General features: G+C 49.4%; 18 protein-coding genes and 1 tRNA gene. 11 read left to right on the top strand and 8 right to left on the bottom strand.

The window, feature by feature from the left end; genetic code table 11:
- Position 1: 1 nt before the first annotated feature.
- The 8 genes from G9C99_RS01365 to G9C99_RS01330 all read left to right on the top strand — a co-directional run bounded on the left by G9C99_RS01365 (position 2) and on the right by G9C99_RS01330 (position 6,743).
- Positions 2 to 490 carry a YIP1 family protein gene (locus G9C99_RS01365; RefSeq protein ID WP_166415660.1) on the top strand — a complete coding sequence of 163 codons (489 nt, stop codon included), beginning with the start codon at positions 2 to 4 and terminating at the stop codon, positions 488 to 490.
- Positions 491 to 509: 19 nt separating this feature from the next.
- A complete protein-coding gene (locus G9C99_RS01360) occupies positions 510 to 1,097 on the top strand; it encodes a hypothetical protein (RefSeq protein ID WP_166415659.1) in 588 nt (195 codons plus the stop codon).
- Positions 1,098 to 1,099: 2 nt separating this feature from the next.
- Positions 1,100 to 2,320 carry a cysteine desulfurase gene (locus G9C99_RS01355; RefSeq protein ID WP_166415658.1) on the top strand — a complete coding sequence of 407 codons (1,221 nt, stop codon included), beginning with the start codon at positions 1,100 to 1,102 and terminating at the stop codon, positions 2,318 to 2,320.
- Between the two features lie 17 nt (positions 2,321 to 2,337).
- Positions 2,338 to 4,074 (top strand): cobalamin-dependent protein, encoded by a 1,737-nt coding sequence (locus tag G9C99_RS01350; RefSeq protein ID WP_166415657.1) that lies wholly within the window; start codon positions 2,338 to 2,340, stop codon positions 4,072 to 4,074.
- 87 nt (positions 4,075 to 4,161) lie between these two features.
- A tRNA-Arg gene (locus G9C99_RS01345) sits at positions 4,162 to 4,238 on the top strand.
- Positions 4,239 to 4,393: 155 nt separating this feature from the next.
- Positions 4,394 to 5,122, top strand: coding sequence for a molybdate ABC transporter substrate-binding protein (modA, locus tag G9C99_RS01340; protein ID WP_166415656.1), 729 nt, complete (start codon positions 4,394 to 4,396; stop codon positions 5,120 to 5,122).
- Positions 5,119 to 5,784 carry a molybdate ABC transporter permease subunit gene (gene modB, locus G9C99_RS01335; RefSeq protein ID WP_166415655.1) on the top strand — a complete coding sequence of 222 codons (666 nt, stop codon included), beginning with the start codon at positions 5,119 to 5,121 and terminating at the stop codon, positions 5,782 to 5,784. The genes modA and modB overlap by 4 nt, the downstream gene beginning before the upstream one ends.
- The gene (locus G9C99_RS01330) at positions 5,781 to 6,743 is read left to right on the top strand and encodes an ATP-binding cassette domain-containing protein (RefSeq protein ID WP_166415654.1); all 963 of its coding nucleotides are present in this window, start codon (positions 5,781 to 5,783) and stop codon (positions 6,741 to 6,743) included. The genes modB and G9C99_RS01330 overlap by 4 nt, the downstream gene beginning before the upstream one ends.
- Here the strand turns inward: G9C99_RS01330 and G9C99_RS01325 are convergent.
- The 5 genes from G9C99_RS01325 to G9C99_RS01305 form a co-directional block, all read right to left on the bottom strand.
- Positions 6,740 to 7,339, bottom strand: a complete 600-nt coding sequence (locus G9C99_RS01325; protein WP_166415653.1) for a nucleotidyltransferase family protein — start codon at positions 7,337 to 7,339, stop codon at positions 6,740 to 6,742. The genes G9C99_RS01330 and G9C99_RS01325 overlap by 4 nt on opposite strands.
- A 95-nt stretch (positions 7,340 to 7,434) precedes the next feature.
- Positions 7,435 to 8,973 carry a trimethylamine methyltransferase family protein gene (locus tag G9C99_RS01320; protein WP_166415652.1) on the bottom strand — a complete coding sequence of 513 codons (1,539 nt, stop codon included), beginning with the start codon at positions 8,971 to 8,973 and terminating at the stop codon, positions 7,435 to 7,437.
- Between the two features lie 223 nt (positions 8,974 to 9,196).
- On the bottom strand, positions 9,197 to 10,048 hold the full coding sequence (locus G9C99_RS01315; RefSeq protein WP_166415651.1) for a TPM domain-containing protein: 852 nt from the start codon (positions 10,046 to 10,048) through the stop codon (positions 9,197 to 9,199).
- A gap of 104 nt (positions 10,049 to 10,152) precedes the next feature.
- On the bottom strand, positions 10,153 to 11,325 hold the full coding sequence (locus tag G9C99_RS01310) for a pyridoxal phosphate-dependent aminotransferase (protein ID WP_166415650.1): 1,173 nt from the start codon (positions 11,323 to 11,325) through the stop codon (positions 10,153 to 10,155).
- 101 nt (positions 11,326 to 11,426) lie between these two features.
- Positions 11,427 to 11,888 (bottom strand): MmcQ/YjbR family DNA-binding protein, encoded by a 462-nt coding sequence (locus G9C99_RS01305; RefSeq protein ID WP_331459956.1) that lies wholly within the window; start codon positions 11,886 to 11,888, stop codon positions 11,427 to 11,429.
- Between the two features lie 87 nt (positions 11,889 to 11,975).
- On the opposite strand from G9C99_RS01305, the gene cysS reads away from it, so the two are divergent.
- The 3 genes from cysS to G9C99_RS01290 all read left to right on the top strand — a co-directional run bounded on the left by cysS (position 11,976) and on the right by G9C99_RS01290 (position 15,997).
- Positions 11,976 to 13,508 (top strand): cysteine--tRNA ligase, encoded by a 1,533-nt coding sequence (cysS, locus tag G9C99_RS01300; RefSeq protein WP_166415649.1) that lies wholly within the window; start codon positions 11,976 to 11,978, stop codon positions 13,506 to 13,508.
- A gap of 99 nt (positions 13,509 to 13,607) precedes the next feature.
- Positions 13,608 to 15,227 carry a citramalate synthase gene (gene cimA, locus G9C99_RS01295; RefSeq protein ID WP_166415648.1) on the top strand — a complete coding sequence of 540 codons (1,620 nt, stop codon included), beginning with the start codon at positions 13,608 to 13,610 and terminating at the stop codon, positions 15,225 to 15,227.
- Positions 15,224 to 15,997, top strand: a complete 774-nt coding sequence (locus G9C99_RS01290) for a squalene/phytoene synthase family protein (protein WP_166415647.1) — start codon at positions 15,224 to 15,226, stop codon at positions 15,995 to 15,997. The genes cimA and G9C99_RS01290 overlap by 4 nt, the downstream gene beginning before the upstream one ends.
- On the opposite strand, the gene G9C99_RS01285 is transcribed toward G9C99_RS01290, so the two are convergent.
- From G9C99_RS01285 to G9C99_RS18570, 3 genes are read right to left on the bottom strand one after another with little or no spacing between them, the layout of a single operon-like run.
- Entirely contained in the window at positions 15,998 to 16,924 is a 927-nt protein-coding gene (locus tag G9C99_RS01285) for a tyrosine recombinase (protein ID WP_166415646.1), read from the bottom strand. It lies immediately after the preceding gene.
- A 1-nt stretch (position 16,925) separates the two neighbouring features.
- Positions 16,926 to 18,452: a hypothetical protein gene (locus tag G9C99_RS01280; RefSeq protein WP_166415645.1), complete on the bottom strand. Its 1,527-nt coding sequence runs from the start codon at positions 18,450 to 18,452 to the stop codon at positions 16,926 to 16,928.
- Positions 18,439 to 18,573 carry a hypothetical protein gene (locus G9C99_RS18570; protein ID WP_269434809.1) on the bottom strand — a complete coding sequence of 45 codons (135 nt, stop codon included), beginning with the start codon at positions 18,571 to 18,573 and terminating at the stop codon, positions 18,439 to 18,441. Before G9C99_RS18570 ends, G9C99_RS01280 begins: the two co-directional genes overlap by 14 nt.
- Positions 18,574 to 18,696 lie beyond the last annotated feature (123 nt).

Genomic DNA, 18,696 nt, shown 5'->3' with positions numbered 1-18,696 from the left:
CGTGGCCGTCACGACGGACATTGTCGAAAGTTATCGCCGCCCTAGGGCGGTGATGGCCCGTCAGCTTCAATCCGGTATCGGAGAAGAGCGCGCATTGGCTTATGTCATGATTGCTTGCTTTGTCTTTTTCGTCGCGTCTTTGCCTGCTTTGGCACGTCAAAACCATCTTGATCCAAATGAGGGTGGTTTCGCGGCACTTGCGGGTGGGGCATTGTTAGGGGCAACGATTATGGCCCCTTTGATGTTCTACGGCATAGCGGCGGTTAGTCGTTTGGTTGCAATGGTTTTTTCAGGCAACGGCACATGGCTTAGGTCACGTTTAGCTTTGTTTTGGTCCCTGCTTGCAATTACGCCGATGATGCTTTTGCGCGGTTTAACTGAGGCCTTTACCGGACAAAGTCCGGCCTTGTCGCTGGTTAATATTGCGACGGCGGTTCTCTTTGGTTACCTGTGGTTCAACTCAATGCGGGCTGCCGAAGCTTCGCAATAATGTATACCGGAACTTTGTTATGCTGAACCTGCTGCTTCCTCTTGCTACAGAGTCCGTGCGCGACCCCAAAAACGGGATGCGGCGGCTTTTGAACTTAGGTCTAAATGACCAAACGGTTTGGCTGTTCGCTGCAGCAGTGATCGTGGCAACCACGGTTTTGGGCTTTGTACAGGAATTCGTATCACCTCCAGCCTATGACGGGAATGGCAACATCATTTTATTGCCTTCCCCCTTTGTACTGCTGCTGTCGACTGCTTATTTGTCCGTTACAATGTCGTTCGCTATTGCGGTGGTTGGTCGGTTCTTTGGTGGAAAAGGCCAGTTTATCGAATTGTTGCTCGCGGACAGCTGGTTGCGGATCTTTGCGATCGGGTTAATGTTTTTGGATATGTTATCAGTTCTGTTGGGATCGGGGCTTATTCAGATCCTTCTGATTGCTGGATATGTGTACCTCTTTTGGTTGTTGGTGAATTTCGTTGCTGAAACACATGAAACACTGTCTTTGGGGATGGCGTTTCTTTCGATCTTTGTTGGGGGATTGGCTGCGGCTCTTCCCTTTTTCTATTTTCTGTCCCTATTGGGATGGGCCCCGCCGCTTGGAGGCTGAAGATGTACGATGTGAATGAAATCCGCCGAGATTTTCCAATTTTGTCACGCCAGGTGAACGGAAAGCCGTTGGTGTATTTGGACAATGGGGCATCTGCGCAGAAACCCCAAGTGGTTATTGACGCGGTTACGCGGGCCTACTCAGATGAATATTCAAATGTTCACAGAGGCTTACACTACCTTTCTAATCTTGCGACGGACAAATACGAAAGTGTGCGCGGAACAATCGCCAAGTTCTTAAATGTGGCGGATGAGCGTGAAATCGTATTAAACTCTGGAACCACCGAAGGCATCAATACGGTGGCCTATGGTTGGGCGATGCCGCAGTTACAGGCTGGGGATGAAATCATCCTATCTGTGATGGAACACCACGCCAACATTGTTCCATGGCATTTTCTACGGGAACGCCAAGGTATTGTGATTAAGTGGGTGGATGTTGATGCCAATGGTGATCTGGACCCACAACGCGTCATTGATGCGATTGGCCCAAAGACAAAGTTAATTGCCGTCACGCATATGTCCAATGTATTGGGCACGGTTGTAGACGTCAAAGCCATCACCAAGGCCGCTCATGAAAAAGGTGTGCCTGTTCTGGTTGACGGATCACAAGCCACCGTTCACATGCATGTTGATGTTGCCGACATTGGGTGTGATTTTTACGCAATTACGGGTCATAAGCTTTATGGTCCGTCTGGCTCTGGTGCGATCTATATTTCCCAAGCACGCATGGCTGAGATGCGCCCCTTCATTGGTGGCGGTGACATGATTAAAGAAGTTACCAAAGACGCGGTGTGTTACAACGATCCGCCTATGAAGTTTGAGGCAGGCACGCCGGGTATTGTGCAGACTATCGGTTTCGGTGTCGCACTAGAATATATGATGGAATTGGGCATGGAGAATATCGCCGCCCATGAACGGCAGTTGCGCGACTATGCGCGGTCTCGGCTTGATGGGTTGAATTGGGTGAATGTCCAAGGCAATAGCGCAACGAAAGGGGCGATCTTTTCGTTTACGATGGAGGGGGCAGCCCACGCTCATGATATTTCAACGGTGCTGGACAAAAAAGGCGTCGCTGTTCGTGCTGGTCACCACTGTGCCCAGCCATTGATGGAACATCTTGGCGTTGCAGCAACGGCCCGTGCGTCTTTCGGCCTTTATAACACAAACGAAGAAGTCGATGCGTTGATCGATGCGCTAGAACTATGCCATGACCTATTTGCCTAGGGCAAAGGGAATGGAACATGGTTGGTTTATCGCGAGACGAAATTTTCCCTGAAAAGGATCTTCCGACAGGGCATGATTTACTTGTTGATGGGGCGTTTGCCGCATCTGATTGGGTTGTCGGGCAGGGCGCGTTTCAGCGTGCTTATTCTGTTCAGAATGAAATCGACTATAAGACCGCAATGATGTCCGAAGGGCGTGTGATGCAACATGCGCATTTAGGTTATCGTTCGCTTGAACGTACTTTGGACGCGATCAAATCCATCCATACGACTTGCTCTCAAAAGGGGGCTCGTGTTGATCGCATCGGGCTGTGCCTAGATTGGTCAATGGGTTATCCGCAAGGCGAGCGGGAAAAGGGAATGCGCGGCACCGGGGTCTTATTGAACCGCGCCGAGGATTTTTCCCTACTTACGGAAGCCGCGCCAATTGCTTTGCATTTTGGTGACTTTATGTTGGGGTTTCCCGGCGCATTTGAAAACACAAAATATGCGCTTGCCGCAGGCGCGACAACTATCGGCAACCTAGGTCAATATTTCACCTTTCGGTTGCCTGGGGATAGCGATGATATCAGGGCAACTCAGGAAACGGTTCGTGCCCTTGGATTGATCGCTGCGCAAAAAGTTCCAGTTTTGGTACATTCCAATTTGGATGATGGGTTTGCAGCGGTTTTTCACGATTTAACAAGCGCAATTGGCTGTGCGATTGTGGAAAGGCGTATCATTGTTGATTTGATTGGTGCGCCTTATGCTGTTTGTTATGGGCATCACTTTACGGAGCCTGTTACCAGAATGGCATTCCAACGGGCGATTGGTGAGGTCAACAAAGGTACTCCGGGGTCTCAGGTTTACGGAGCCACTGTTTTGTACCGCGGAGAGGCCGCAGAAAATTATGCGAGCCTTAGCTCATATCTGTTGTCGGACGTTGTAGGGCAAATCACCGGGCCGACTGGTCATGCGGTAAACCCGGTACCCGTGACTGAGAATAAACGCATTCCTGATATCGACGAAATTATCGACGCACAATTATTCTTGCATCGCATGAGTGAGCTCGCTCCGGGTTATGTCCCTATTTTGAACACCGAATTGGTTGATGAAACAGCGCAAAAACTGTATAAAGGTGGACATCAGTTCGCAGAGGCGTTGTGGTGTGGTTTTCAGGAGATGGGGATCAACATTGATGACCCTTTTGAGGTTCTTCTGGCGATGCGTCGAATAGGAGGACGCAGGTTAGAACAAAGCTTTGGTGTCGCTCAGGTAAGTCAAAAAGTGCCGGCTACAACTTTTATTCACCTGCAAGAGCATGCCGACAAGATTCTGAATGCACCTGAAGGGCAAATACTGCGATCCTTTGGCAAAAAGGGGTTATGCGTATTGTTGGCGGCTAGCGACGTTCACGAGCACGGCAAAGAACTGTTGCGTATGGTTTTTGACGGGGCTGGAATTACCTGCGTTGATGGTGGTGTATCGGCAGAACCTGATGACCTTGCGAAGCTTGCGGTCGAAGTGGATGCAATTGCTATTTCGACGTACAATGGTGTTGCGCTGACGTTTGCAAATCGTCTCAGCAATGCTTTGGCTGAAAAAGGTATTTCCGTGCCCGTTTTCTTTGGTGGGCGTTTGAACCAAGTTCCCGAAGACAGCAATTCGAGCCTTCCGGTTGATGTCGAACCTGACCTAAGAGCGAAAGGCATTTTGACCTGCAAAGATGTGTCTGAATTTGCCTCAGAAATACAAAAGTGGTTTGGACGCACATAATAAAATATGCAGGTATTTTCCGATTGCAGCATCAACATCTTTCCAATATATCGGCCTAAACATACGTGATATAGCGTGATGTTTAATGGTCCCGTAGCTCAGCTGGATAGAGCGCTACCCTCCGAAGGTAGAGGCCACACGTTCGAATCGTGTCGGGATCACCATTTATACTCATATCTCCTTTATCTTACATTTTGCGCCGTAATACGTTACGCGATGAAATCATTGTGAACTCTCAACAACTGGGATGGGCAAAGAAAAGGGTGCTTGCAATATTGCCTCGAAACAGGTCAATTCACCTGAAAACAACGGAGACTTCATGAGCACGATCCTTCGCATCTCTCTTTCGATTTGTGCTATCGTGGCGTCTTCTAACTGCAAGGCCGAAGAAGCGCGCGTTGCCGTAGCATCCAATTTTCAGGTCACAGCGCAGGCATTGATCCATCAATTTGAACAACAAAGCGATCATAATGTTTCGCTTATTCCAGGGTCGTCAGGGCGCTTGTATGCACAGATTACACATGGCGCGCCATTTGATGTATTTCTATCAGCAGATCAATTACGCCCAAGCCTGTTGTTATCCGAAGGATACGCATCACAGGTCAAAACCTACGCGGTGGGCGAAGTGGTATTGGCGGTTTCAAACCCCGTAGAAACGCCGGACATAGCTGATTTATTGCAACAAGAACGTATCGGCATCGCCGATGCATCTGTCGCCCCTTACGGAGCCGCCGCACTAGAGGTCTTGGCCTCGTTTAACCTACACCCAGATGAGCTTAACTTGGTGTTAGGGGAAAGCATCACGCAGGTTGCGAGCTTTCTTTCTAGTGGAAATATTCAAGTTGGTTTCGTTGCCCGGTCTTTGGAAATTCAGGGAATAGATGATCAAATGTTTAGGTACGTGCCGATGTCTGATCGACATAGCGACATCCGGCAAGACGCTGCACTGATCTCGACGTCACCTGCTGCGCTGGATTTCTACGCGTTCCTGTCTACGCCCGAAGCGCATGAGATTATCAGAGATCATGGATATCGGGTGTACGAATGACGTCAGTCTGGCCCGCAGTTTGGTTGAGCATAAGCTTGGCCCTGATAACATCAACGACGTTGCTTATTATCGCCACGCCTTTGGCTTGGTGGTTGTCACGCAGTGCGAGCAAGATGAGACCATTGATCGAAGCGATCACTGCGTTGCCTTTGGTTTTGCCACCAACCGTATTGGGGTTCTATCTGTTAGTGCTGTTTAGCCCTCAAAACCCTATCGGACAGGCTTGGCTAAGGGTAACGGGTGAAACATTGGCGTTTTCTTTTTCAGGCCTAGTGTTTGCATCTTTGATTTATTCCCTGCCATTTGCTGTGCAACCGCTGCGAAGCGCGTTTCAGGATGTTGGGCGCGCGCCATTGGAAGCCGCATCAACACTTGGCGCAAATCCGGTTCAGCAGTTTTTTTACGTCGCTTTTCCTTTGGCGCGCAAAGGGTATCTGTCAGCATTTGTATTAAGTTTTGCGCATACTTTGGGTGAATTTGGCGTTGTTCTGATGGTTGGTGGTAACATTCCGGGGCAAACGCGTGTGATCTCGATTGAGATATTTAATCGAGTGGAAACGCTTGATTACAGCAATGCGCATTGGCTTTCTGGTGGTTTGCTTCTCACATCGGTTCTTGTCCTTGTGATCGTATTTTCACTGCAAAAACGAGTACTTCCATGACAAAGTTATTGTCGCTCGATTTAGAACTGACTTTCGGGAATTTTCACCTGACAGCCAATGAGAAAATTCCGATGTCGGGCGTCGTCGGATTATCTGGACCCAGTGGAAGCGGTAAAACCTCATTGTTGAATGCTATCGCGGGACTACAGAAATCTGCAAAAGGCACTGTTTTTCTGGATAACGAACCGTGGCAAACGACTTCGGAATTTGTTCCGCCCCATAAGCGTGGAATTGGGGTTGTATTTCAAGAGGCACGCCTGTTCCCACATTTGAACGTCATCGAGAATATCCAATTTGGGCTGCGGTTCCATTCACATAAAACAATCAATGCAGATTTGATCGAAGCTCTGGAAATAGGGGATCTGTTGAAACGTCAGGTGACTGCGTTATCAGGTGGAGAGCAACGCCGCGTCGCGTTGGCGCGCGCTTTGGCGGTCAATCCTCAACTCATGCTTCTTGATGAGCCGATGAATGGGTTAGACATTGAACGTCGGGCGAGGTTGATCCCATTTTTTGCCAAAGCTCTGAAGGCAATGGAATGTCCTGCTCTATATGTCAGCCACGATCAAACGGAATTGATGCAGATTGCAGACACACAGTACTGTATTCGAGACACTGAATTGGCAAAGGCTGGGCGTCAGTTGCCAAAGTATAAGTTTCAGATCACAGGGCCAAACACCGGAATGTTCAACGGGGTTTCCTTTGAAATCCCACGCTCTATTTCTGGCTCCGAGCAATCCTTTCGTGTTTCGCACGATAAAATCCTATTAACGTCGAATAAGCCTGACAGTTTAAACGCGGCCTTCACATTAGAGGTCGAAGTTTGTGAAACGATCGAGGGATGCAGGTTTTTAAAAGTCGTTGGCGCCAACGATGAATTCAATGTTGAAATAGACGCGTCTTATCAGCTTGGCACACGTCTATGGCTGACAGCGCTTGGTCTTGAATTCTGTTATTAGTGTTGCCGTCTTGAACGCCAATTGTTCCAATCTTCAGGGGTGTCGAGGTCAATAGTCGCCCTTCTGTCAATAAGCGGTACATGCGAAACTTTGTTTGTATGGCGTTTCAAAATTGAACGCGCACCTTCATCGCCAGAAAGCTGCAAAATTTCTTCAAAAACCCAATCTGGCATCAAAACAGGATGCCCTGTTTTTCCACTCGGTGTTGTGCAGCGGAGGATGTTTTTCATCAAATCGGCCTGATGAGCACTGATCAGTTTCGTGTAATCAACGGTATCAATTTCCGGCATATCTGCCAGAGCGACGATAACGGCACGGGTATCTTTGGGAAGTGCGCGAATTCCGGCTGTTAAAGATTGAGACATTCCTGTTTCCGGATGGGAGACCCAAACCGCTTGAAACGCGAGGCCATCGATACAGGCGTTTCGTTCGGGGTGGTTGGGGTCCAAGACAACATAAACCGGTGCACCGCTTTGCAAAGCGCGCAGCACCACATGGCGTAGCAGCGGCATGTTCGCAACGGGTTCGAGTAATTTATCGCGACCTTGCATGCGGCTAGAAGCACCAGCCGCGAGGATCAAAATTGGTGTGTTCATATGCGCAGAAAACCAAACGAAAAGAGCCTGCGCAATAGCTATACTGCACAGGCCTTGATTTACCCGACAAGTGTTGTCGAATTCAGATGTTCAAATCACACTGGAAGGTGAATTTTGAACTGTCTGCGAATTTCGGCATCGAGTTCAGGATTGAAGCGCGCCTTTGAAACTTCCCCAAGGATAGCCTCTTTGCGCGCGATTGCATTTTTGATGAGATCAGGTTTGCCGAGCTCGACCCATTCCTTTGGAGACGAACGATCAGAAAGAGCCGGATAAATATACTCTGTCTGCATCACACCTAGTGTTTGTTCATGGCCGAGGTAGTGACCCGGTCCTTCAAGACATACAGAGCGAATTGTTTCGAGGCTTACGCTGTCTTCATCGACTTCGATACCGCGGACGCAGCGCATTGCCTGACCCAACAAATCATCACCCAGGATCAACGTTTCAAGGCAATATCCTAGTAATGATGCATGCATCCCTGCGGATTCATAAACCATATTCAGCCCTGATAAACCTGCCATGACGTTGGACATAGCTTGTTCCCAACCGGCTTGCATATCCGGCAGTTTCGCGTCTGCAATGCCCGCAGCAGCGCCACCAGGTAGGCCGTAGAATTTATGCATTTGTGCACAACCAGCCGTCAAAAGGGCCTGTTCGCCAGAACCGCCTGACATCGCGCCCGTGCGCAAATCTGATACAAACGGCCATGTCCCAAAGATCGCAGGGTGACCCGGTGCGATTGAGTTTACATAGACGATGCCCGCAAGGCATTCAGCGACGGCTTGTGTGATTGCACCAGCGATTGGGGCAGGGGCCGTGGCCCCCGCTTGGCCTGCTGACAACAGTAGTACAGGCATGCCACCGCGAATGAGTTTTTCCATTACTTCGCAAGATTCAGTTGCGAATTTCATTGGAGGAACAACAAAGCAGTTGGAATTAGAAACGAATGGGCGTTCGCGCCATTTGTCTTCGCCACCAGCAATCATATGCAACATTTCCAGGCCGCCATCAACGTAGTCTGGCTCAGTAAAGCTCGTGCCTACGTGTTTAGTTGTACCGGATGTACATGCGTAAATGGTGTTCATATCCATTTCAAAGTTGTCTGTGATATCGCGACAAACCATAGGACGCTGAACAAAGTTGATATTGTCCAAGGTGTCGCAAATACGCGCGGCATCATGTAAATCTTGAACCGTGCATTCGCGATAATTGCGGCCTTCGACGTCAACCATATGAACAGCAGCACCAGCAGTTCCGTAGTGAACACGATTGCCAGAAAGATGCAGGTCGTGTTTTGGGTCGCGACCGAAAAGGGTGATTTCTTTGGCGGCTTTGCTGAGCATATCCTCGACCAAAGCACGTGGAAAGCGAAGGCGCCCATCGTCGCCTTGGATCGCACCAGCGGCCACCATGGCATCAACACCAGATTGTGGGGCTTGGGACAGGCCGATGTGTTCTAGTGCATCGAGTGCTGCTTCATGAATGCGTTGAACACCTGCTGGGGAAAGGGGTGCAAATGTGCCGCCTTCCATACCAGCGCGTACAGGACGCATATGTTCAGCAAGAGGAGCAGCGCGCATTGCACGACGAGCGGAGCGGCCGCCGGAGCGACGGGACGTATTTTCAGACATGGATTATATCTCAGATAATATAAGAAGTATGGTTGGGTTAAGCTTAAATGCCAACCATGGGGCGTCCACGCGCAGCGCGACCGCGTTCGGCACCAATGGTGCGCACAACCAGTGCAATGATCCAATCCATTCGGGTCATCGTTTCTCCCTTATCTAAGGGGAATCATAAAAGCCTATAATCGTCGTTTCTGTTCTGTTTCCGTCATCATGTCGCTTTTGGGAGTTACCAGCGTCCTGATGCACCGCCGCCACTTGATGATCCGCCACCGAAAGACGAACGCCCGGTCCTTTTGTGCGTACGAAGCGGGATGTTCTCTGAATAATCGCTTTCGTACCCACATTGGCTACAGTGTTCATGGATTTCGCGGGTGCCCTCCATCGTTGAAGTCGCCTCTTGGATTGTCCGGCTTTCGCGATGCAACGTTGCGCGGCTTTTACAGGCGGGGCAGCGGCGCAGATAGTTTGGAAGGAACTTCTTTGCTCCAATAAAAGCTGCAAAAATCGCAAATGGAATCAAGAAGGTAACAGGGTTTCTTCCATTGCTGCCGTTATGCCCGCCCCGTGGAGTTGTGGCACCTTCTGCGAAAGGTTTAGCAAGGTCAATTACCAACGACGAAACGCCTTGGCGTATTCCTCGACTATAGGCATCCGCACGAAATGCAGGCAGAAAGCTTTGCTCGATGATCTGTTCAGCGCGTCTGTCATAGGATTCTGGATATCCAGCACCAAGCTCAATGCGAATTTCGCGCTCGCTTTGGGCAACAAGCACCAAAATTCCGTCATTACGTTCGTTGTGACCTATGCCCCAATGATTGAAGAGTGCAGTCGCGAAACGGTCCAATGTTGGATACCCACCGCGATAGTCCCGCCAGCTGGGAACTGTTAAAACGGTCATCTCAATGTCGTTATCGGCTTTCAGTATCTGCAGCGTACGTTGGAGAACCTCTTCGTCTTCTGCTGAAATCAGGTTCGCATAATCGTTTACATATACATCATCGTATTCTGGAAAAGTCTGAGAAAACCCGGAAATAGGTGCGAACAACAGAAGCCCTACAAAAATCAACATACGTATCATTTGGCACCCTTTACCTCAGACCAAAAACTATAGTGCTTTAAGGGTATTATCAGAAAGTTGAAAGGCGCTCAAATATATTGAGCGCCTTTGTTTAAGCAGTGTGGTTACTGTGAGTGTAGCGATGCAAAATCAATGATGCGTTTAAACGCAGTTGCAAAATCATCGTCGGCAATGGTCATCGCAATGCGAATGTGTCCACCTGCGGCTTTTCCAAAGCTTTCGCCGGGCATGACCGCGATTTTTTGCTCTTCAAGCAGTTTCTCGGCAAACTCAATGCCGCTTAGGCCCGTTGCCCGTACGTCTAGCATCACGTACATAGCACCCTGTGCGGGGATAAGTTTTAGAACGTTCTGCTTTGCGATCAGGTCTTTTGATATCTCGCGACGTCTTGCAAAAGGGGCTGCAATATTTTCTTCGAGTTCGGAACCAGAAGTAAGAGCAAACACTGCGGCATCCTGAATGAAACCTGGAACGCCGTATGTTGTGTGGGTGGCAAGCGTAATGAGATGAGAAATCACTTCTTTAGGGCCAACAACCCAACCAACGCGACTGCCTGTCATCGCATGTGATTTGGACATAGATCCGACAACAAGTGTGCGTTCGGCCAAATCTGGTAAGCTACGCGGCGAAATATGTTCGCCCTCCCAAACTTGGGTGTCGTAGACCTCATCCGATATCAACCATAGATCATTTGCGATGCATGTATCGGCAATGCCCTGAAGGGTCTCACGGCTATAGACAACGCCTGTGGGATTATTGGGGGAGTTGATCAGTAAGGATTTTGCACCCTTTGCCAGCTTTGCAATTTCTTCGGCTTTGGGTTGAAAGGAATCTTCGGCATGTGCCTGAACGGCGACGGGGATTGCGCCAATTCCACGTAACGTGCCGGGGTAGGTGGCATAATAAGGATCAATATAAAGCGCTTTATCGCCTTCGTCACATACCGCGTGATGGGATGCAAATAGGGCGGATTGCCCCCCTGGGGTGATCATTACATTTTCAGGACCGGTTTTAACGCCAGATTGGGTCTGGACCCGCTTTGCAACAGTTTCCCGTAGTTTTTGTACGCCCGGAACCATAGCATAGCCTGTATGACCTCCTGCGGCAGCATCATTCATCGCGGCTAAAATCGTTGCGTCTGTGCGAATATCATGTTCGCCGATGGTCAGTTCTAGAATAGGTTCGCCGGCGGCCTTTAACGCGCGCGCTTTGTAAAAAACGCCCCACCCGTCGTCGCCACCACCTGTCAGACCTTGAATCCTGTTTGATACCTTCACGCTGCTATCTCCTCTAGTTCGCACCGCTTGTTTGAAGCGCACGCGACCACGGCGGGATAGCTTTGTCAATCGTCTGCTTGGTGAAAACCAAAAGAAGCTGTTTAAGGCCAAACCCCTAAAGTGGCTTGAAGTTTCTTGGTTAAGCCTGCACGGACAAGAGAATAGGAAATTTCTAGCCGCTGTTTTAAAAAGTCATCATCTAACGTCTCAAACGGAATCCGAATCCAGCTTTTGTGAAAATAGGGCGCGCGGACCGCTTGACCACATTCAATTAGCATTTGCGCCGTTTCAACATCTGCGCATTTCACAGAAACGCCGTTGCCCACTGAACCGATGCAGGCAAACATCTTTTCGCCTATTTTCCATGCATCATGCCCACCACCCCATGGGTCGTTTACCTCAGCGTTGGGGAAGGTCGCACAAATTTGGTTTACAAAATCTCTACTCATGGATGTAGGTTTACGCGGGGCAGATTTGATTTCAAGTCTTGGCAACGTCAAAAAATGGGCTATAGTCGCGCCATGAACGTAACGCACACCATTATTATTTGCTGTATTACCCACTGACATTGTCAGGCGGGCCGTTCTTTGTGTTTCATTTCATGATGTAACTTGATAAGCCCGCCGCGGGATTACGCGCGCGAGGAAGCCATGGTCGAGATCAAGCTACACAATTCAAAGACCCGTAAAAAAGAGGTCTTTACTCCGATTAACTCAGACAATGTGCGGATGTATGTCTGTGGCCCTACGGTTTATGATCGTGCACACCTTGGCAATGCCCGCCCGGTGGTGGTTTTTGACGTGTTGAATAGGCTTTTGCGTCATGTCTATGGCGAAGATCACGTCACCTATGTTCGCAATTTCACGGATGTTGACGATAAAATCAACGCAACGGCCAAAGCCCGCAAAGACGCCGGCGCAGAAGGCACAATGGAAGAGTTGATCGCCGCGCGTTCAGACGAAACCATCAAATGGTATCTCGAAGATATGGAAGAGCTTGGTGCACGCGAACCCGACCATATGCCCCGCGCGACCCAGTATATTGAACAGATGATCGCCATGTCCCAGGATTTGATCGACAAAGGCCACGCATACGCCGCCGAAGGGCATGTTTTGTTTGCGGTGGACAGCTATAAAAAATACGGCGCACTTTCGGGGCGTTCCGTGGATGATATGATCGCCGGTGCACGGGTCGAAGTGGCCCCCTACAAACGCAACCCGATGGATTTTGTCCTGTGGAAACCGTCAGATGAAAATACCCCCGGTTGGGATAGCCCATGGGGTAAGGGGCGTCCAGGCTGGCACATCGAATGTTCTGCAATGGCCTTTGAATTGCTTGGCGAAACCTTTGATATTCATGGAGGTGGTAACGATCTACAGTTCCCACACCACGAAAACGAAATCGCCCAAAGCTGCTGTGCCCACGGCGAAGATACCTTTGCTCAATACTGGCTGCACAATGAAATGCTACAGGTCGAAGGAAAGAAAATGTCGAAATCACTCGGCAATTTCTTCACCGTGCGCGACTTGTTGGATCAAGGAACTACGGGTGAGGTTATTCGATACGTGTTTTTACAAACGCACTATCGTAAGCCAATGAATTGGACAGAACTCAAGGCGGATCAAGCAACCAAACACTTAAGTAATTATTATCGCCTTTTGGCCGATTTGGGACGTACCTATTGGGAGGATGAAACTCGGTCAGGTATCGTTGCAGATGAATTTGTTTCGGCATTGGCCGACGATATAAATGGCTCCTTGGCTCTACATCACTTACATGATCTTGCAAAAGAAGCGCGTTCAAAAAGAAACTTTCCAGAGAAAGTAAAGCCGCTGTTGGAACGGCTACATGGAGCTTTGGTTTTACTGGGCTTTAATCCTGCCAAGAGCGAAGCTTTATGGTTTTTCATTGAAACAGATGAAAAGGATCTACTGGGGACGAATGAAACTGGTCCCAATATCGGAGTTTTTGGTTGGGTCGGAATATCCGAGATCGAGAAGGGTGTGCTTTTTCGCGTTGGAAGGAAATGGTGGGAACTTAGAACGCAAGGTCAATATAATCTGGCCGACGAACTTCGAGATGAAATTTTGTCACTTGGTTTGATGCTTGAAGCCACCAAAAATGGGGCGCAAGTAAAAGCTCCCAAACCTGTTTCTATGGAAAAATTGGAACCTCTCCTGTGAGTGCTGACGTTTTTAAGAAACGGCTCCTACCCACGGAAAGCGTCGGACGCTATCAAGCTTTCGGCCAGACCTGCCAGCTGCAAAGAGCGAGCAAATAACATGACCAAAGAACGCCTATACCTCTTTGACACCACCCTTCGGGACGGCCAACAAACCCAAGGGGTGCAATTTTCCTTTGAGGATAAAGTCACCATCGCCCGTACTTTGGACGACTTAGGGCTTGATTACATCGAGGGCGGATGGCCCGGTGCCAATCCAACGGATACCGCTTTTTTTGCGACAGCACCGAAAACCAATGCCACGTTTACCGCCTTTGGCATGACAAAGCGGGCCGGGCGGTCTGCTGAAAATGATGATGTCCTTGCGGGAGTGGTTAATGCTGGGACGCCTGCGGTGTGTCTGGTGGGTAAAACCCATGATTTTCACGTCACAACCGCACTTGGCATTTCGTTAGAAGATAACCTTGAGAGCATCCGCGATTCAATCACCCTATTGGTGAACAAGGGCCGCGAAGCCCTTCTGGATGCTGAACATTTTTTCGATGGCTATAAAGAAAACCCAGACTACGCGCTGCAATGTTTGCACGCCGCATATGATGCGGGTGCGCGTTGGATTGTTCTATGTGACACCAACGGCGGCGCGCTTCCGGCGGAAGTGTCAGACATAACCAAAGCCGTGATCGACAGCGGAATTCCCGGCAGTCATCTCGGTATTCATACCCACAATGATACGGGCAATGCCGTCGCCAATACGCTGGCAGCGGTGGATGCAGGTGCGCGTCAGGTGCAAGGCACGCTCAATGGTCTGGGTGAACGATGCGGCAATGCAGATCTTATCACGCTTATTCCTACGTTTCTTTTGAAGTCTCCTTACAAAGATACTTTGGAAATTGGGGTTTCCGATGATGCGTTGAAATTGATTACCCGCGCGTCTCGTAAGCTCGACGATATTTTAAATCGGGTGCCGGATAAATCCGCGCCCTATGTCGGATCGTCGGCTTTCGTTCATAAATCTGGGCTGCACGCTTCTGCAATTTTGAAAGACCCGCGCACCTACGAACATATCGATCCCGAAGTCGTTGGAAATGCGCGCCAAATTCCGATGTCAAATCAGGCCGGAAGCTCAAACCTTATTTCGCGTCTAACCGATGCTGGGTTAACGGTGGAAAAAGGCGATCCGGCACTCGCGCGTATTCTGGAAAAGATCAAAGAACGCGAAGGACAGGGTTATTCTTATGATACGGCGCAGGCGTCCTTTGAATTGCTCGCGCGCAAAGAATTGGGGCAGTTGCCAGATTTCTTTGAAGTGAAACGATACCGTGTCACGATTGAACGTCGAAAAAACAAGAAAAATGAAATGGTTAGCCTGTCAGAGGCCGTGGTCGTTGTAAAAGTTGGCGGCGAAAAAGTCATGTCCGTTTCAGACAGTGTTGATGAATTCGGCACTGACAGCGGTCCTGTGAATGCTCTGTCCAAGGCGCTTTCGAAAGATTTAGGCCCATATCAGCACTACATTGATGACATGAAATTGGTTGATTTTAAGGTACGGATCACCAATGGCGGTACAGATGCTGTGACACGGGTTATTGTCGATAGCGAAGACGGCAATGGACAAAGATGGTCAACGGTAGGTGTTTCCGCCAATATCGTTGATGCGTCATTTGATGCACTGCTTGATGCGATCAACTGGAAACTTATTCGCGATCGGGCCAACCAATGACACTACAAGCCTGCGCGGAATTGGTGGCATCTTCAGATCCGCTCCGATTTGCTTCAGCCATGACAGGAAGCATCGTGGCGCGAGAAGTTCTGTTCCCGCTCTATGCCTTTAATTGTGAAATTGCACGGGCACCTTGGATGTCCGAAGAGGCGATGATAGCTGAGATGCGCTTGCAATTCTGGCGGGACACCGTCGAAGAAATCTGTGCGGGAAAGCCTCCTCGGGCACATGAGGTGGCCGCGCCGCTGGCTAAAGTCATTAACCAATACGATATAAATGCTGATGTCCTAGATGAAATGATTCTCGCAAGACGTTGGAATATATACAAAGATCCTTTTAATGACCAAGCGGCGTTCGACCAGCATATTGATCAAACCAGCGGGCATTTGATGTGGACAGCAGCAAAAGCGCTTGGTGCACATGATACTGATGAAGTTGCCATTCGTGCGGTTGCATATGCGAGTGGCGTTGCAAATTGGTTGGTGGCTATTCCTGATTTAGTTGCCCGCAAACGCATCCCGCTATTGGATGGTCGTCCCGAAGGTGTTCAAGACCTAGCGCGCGATGCATTGAATCGGCTTTCACATGGCTCCAAGCGCCGGTTTAGCGCAGATGTAGCAGCGGTGTTGCGTTCAGGTTGGTGTGCGCCTGCTATATTGAAACAAGTTTTGAAAGAACCAGATCGTGTATCGCAGGGCAGTTTGGGTCAGTCTGAGTTCGCGCAAAAGTTTCGTTTGATGCAACTTACCTTGCGTGGCAAGTATTTGTAATTATTCGTTTTTCGTCAAAGGATGGTGTTTTAGAACCAGTTCACGTAGGCGTTCTTCTAACACGTGGGTGTATATTTCTGTCGTTGATAAATCTGCGTGGCCAAGTAGCGTTTGAATAGAACGCAGATCCGCACCTCTGGCCAATAGATGTGTCGCAAAGGCGTGGCGCAGAGTGTGCGGTGTGACCTTCGCGTTTGGAATTCCTGCATGAAGCGCAAACTCTTTGACCAAAAGAAAAAAGCTTTGTCGGGTGATATGACCTAGTTTTCCACGGGATGGGAATAAAAATGGTGAGGCGATCGCGCCATTTGCGGTTTTCTCTTCCTCAATCCTATCACGTTCATGCACCCAGTTTACCAGAGCGGACTTTGCCGAAGGGTTCAACGGAACCATGCGTTCTTTGCCGCCTTTACCCTGTACCAAAATCATATCCGGATTTCCGCGAACGGCAGCAACAGGGAGTGAAACCAGCTCGCTCACACGTAGGCCAGTAGCGTATAACAGCTCCATCAAGCAGGTGTTACGCGAACGCATTATTTTGTCGCGCCCGATTTCTGCAGCTGCGCTCAGTAGATCATCTACTTCCTGTTCACTTAGCGTTTGAGGAAGCGATTTAACCTTTCCTGGACCGCGAATTTTGAGGGCAGGGTTATCTGTGCGAAACCCTTCTTCATAGGCAAAGCGATACAATTGTTTTATTGACGAAAGCCGCCGCGCACGGGTTGATTGCGCCAATCCCTCCGCATCACACGAAACAAGGTAAGCTTCGATATCTGTGGTTGATGCCGCTGAGAATGTGACGTTTTTCTCAGCCAACCAATCATGGAAATTAAGCAGGTCCCGCCCATAGGCTTCTTGAGTATTGGCAGATGCGTTCAGTTCAGCCGCGGCAGCTTCAAGAAATGCAGATATCCAATGTTTGGGCATGTCACAAATCCTGAACAAGTAAAAACTGCAACGACGCCTGGCGCGCTGTATCTTCCAAACCAAGCCGCATTAAACCGTTTATTCCTGTGGAAAGGCGTTCTAAATCACCTTCGGAGCCGGCAGCAAAATTGGTCAGGCTGATTAGAATTGCCTCACCAATTCGGTTCTCAGACAGCAGGATATCAAAGTCGGGGTCTGAGAAATCTTGATTTGAAAACCCATCTACTATCGCGCGTTCCACAGATGTTTGGGCGTTGGCTGTTTCAAAATTCCCCTGCGCGATTTGCATAAGGAACGCGTCATCACCATGGAGTGGCGTTTGTGTCTTCGCGACCAATTCATAGTTGTTGGAGTAGAGAGCAAGATGAATATAGGCCGCTGTAGCAGGCGCACTTAGGTCACGACCTTCGAGTTGCTCCTGATATAGCTCAGCAAACGGTCGCTGAAGGTTGACGCGGCTCATTTCACGCCAAACGAGAGGAAGGGTACGCGAAATTTCGGCGCGATCGTCTGATTGTAAAGCGGCATCAAAGCGTTGAATGGCAGAAACCCGAGACCAAATCGAACCAGAGGCCGCCGGGCTACGTTCAGAGTATATGCCCAAAATTTGATTGGCGGGAATAGAGCCTACGCGCACCAAACGTTCTGCGGCTTCTACACGAGGCTTCCAGCCAATATTCGGACGCAACGCAGCGTGTGAGAACGCAAGCGGTAGGTTCTGTGTGGGAATTGGCTCGCCGATGGCCTCGAACATACGATAAACAAGCGGTGTCGGATGTTGAGGAGGAGTAAGAACTGGTGCGCCTTCAAAGCCTTCAGGATCAAGAAACCGAGAAATCAGTTCGGCATCTGCGTCTTCGACATAACCCAAGGCATCAGCGGAATTCAAAGTAAGCGCGGCTGCATCCCAATCTCCGTTTCGAGCCAAGCAAAAAATTCGTGCTTGAAACGATGGTGCAATGTCACCGTTTTCCCGTAGGGCTTGGCATGATCGATCCTCAAGGCCAAGCAGAAGAGTTACGTCAAACCAGCGGCGAAAAAGCGCGGTGTTCGTGGTTGGATTTGCGTGCTCTAATAATGCCAAAGCATCTTCGAGCGCGCCCAAAGCCAAAAGCGCGTCAATTCTAGCAAGCAACAATTGTCCTTGGCCATTTGGCACAGGATCTGTTTGTGCCAGCAATAACGTTCTAAGTTGTTCGGTTAACGCGGGAAGGGCCTGCTGAGGAAACGTGCGAATAAGGCGCGCAATCTCTTCTGGTTCGCTGTTGACCCATAAACTGCCCGGAAGGCCCGTTACAGAAGTCGACAAGAGTCCGATAGAATCTAAATCCGGGGCATCAAGTGGCTGGGATGTGATGGTTTCTACAGTGGCATTGTTGGCAATATCTTGTTCGAGAGGTCGTTCTGCTTCAGATGCGACGGATTGCGACAACCAATTGATTGCGCTCATTGGGTCCTGAGCAAAAGCAGCACTAGACATAATGGCGGCCAACACCGGCCCGGAAATGTAGCTTTTAGTTAAAATCAAGGGTCACACTTTCGCGTACTTCAACTTGTTCAGGGGACATATCCCCAAGATACGCATAAGTGGTTACACCAAGAAATCCGATAACAACCAGAAAAATAACGGCTTTTATAATTCGCCCCATCGGTTTGTTCCCCTATCATTGCCTGCCTGCCATGCGGTTTCTACCGCCTTTTAAATTATATATATAGCCTTTTGCTTAAGTTCACGCCATTGAGGTGAAGAAAACTGAGAAATGCGCGGGACT

The sequence above is a fragment of the Cochlodiniinecator piscidefendens genome (assembly GCF_011326755.1).
Lineage (GTDB): Bacteria > Pseudomonadota > Alphaproteobacteria > Rhodobacterales > Rhodobacteraceae > Cochlodiniinecator > Cochlodiniinecator piscidefendens.
The sequence above is the reverse complement of the archived record's forward strand: the minus strand, read 5'-3'. Positions and strand labels throughout refer to the sequence as shown.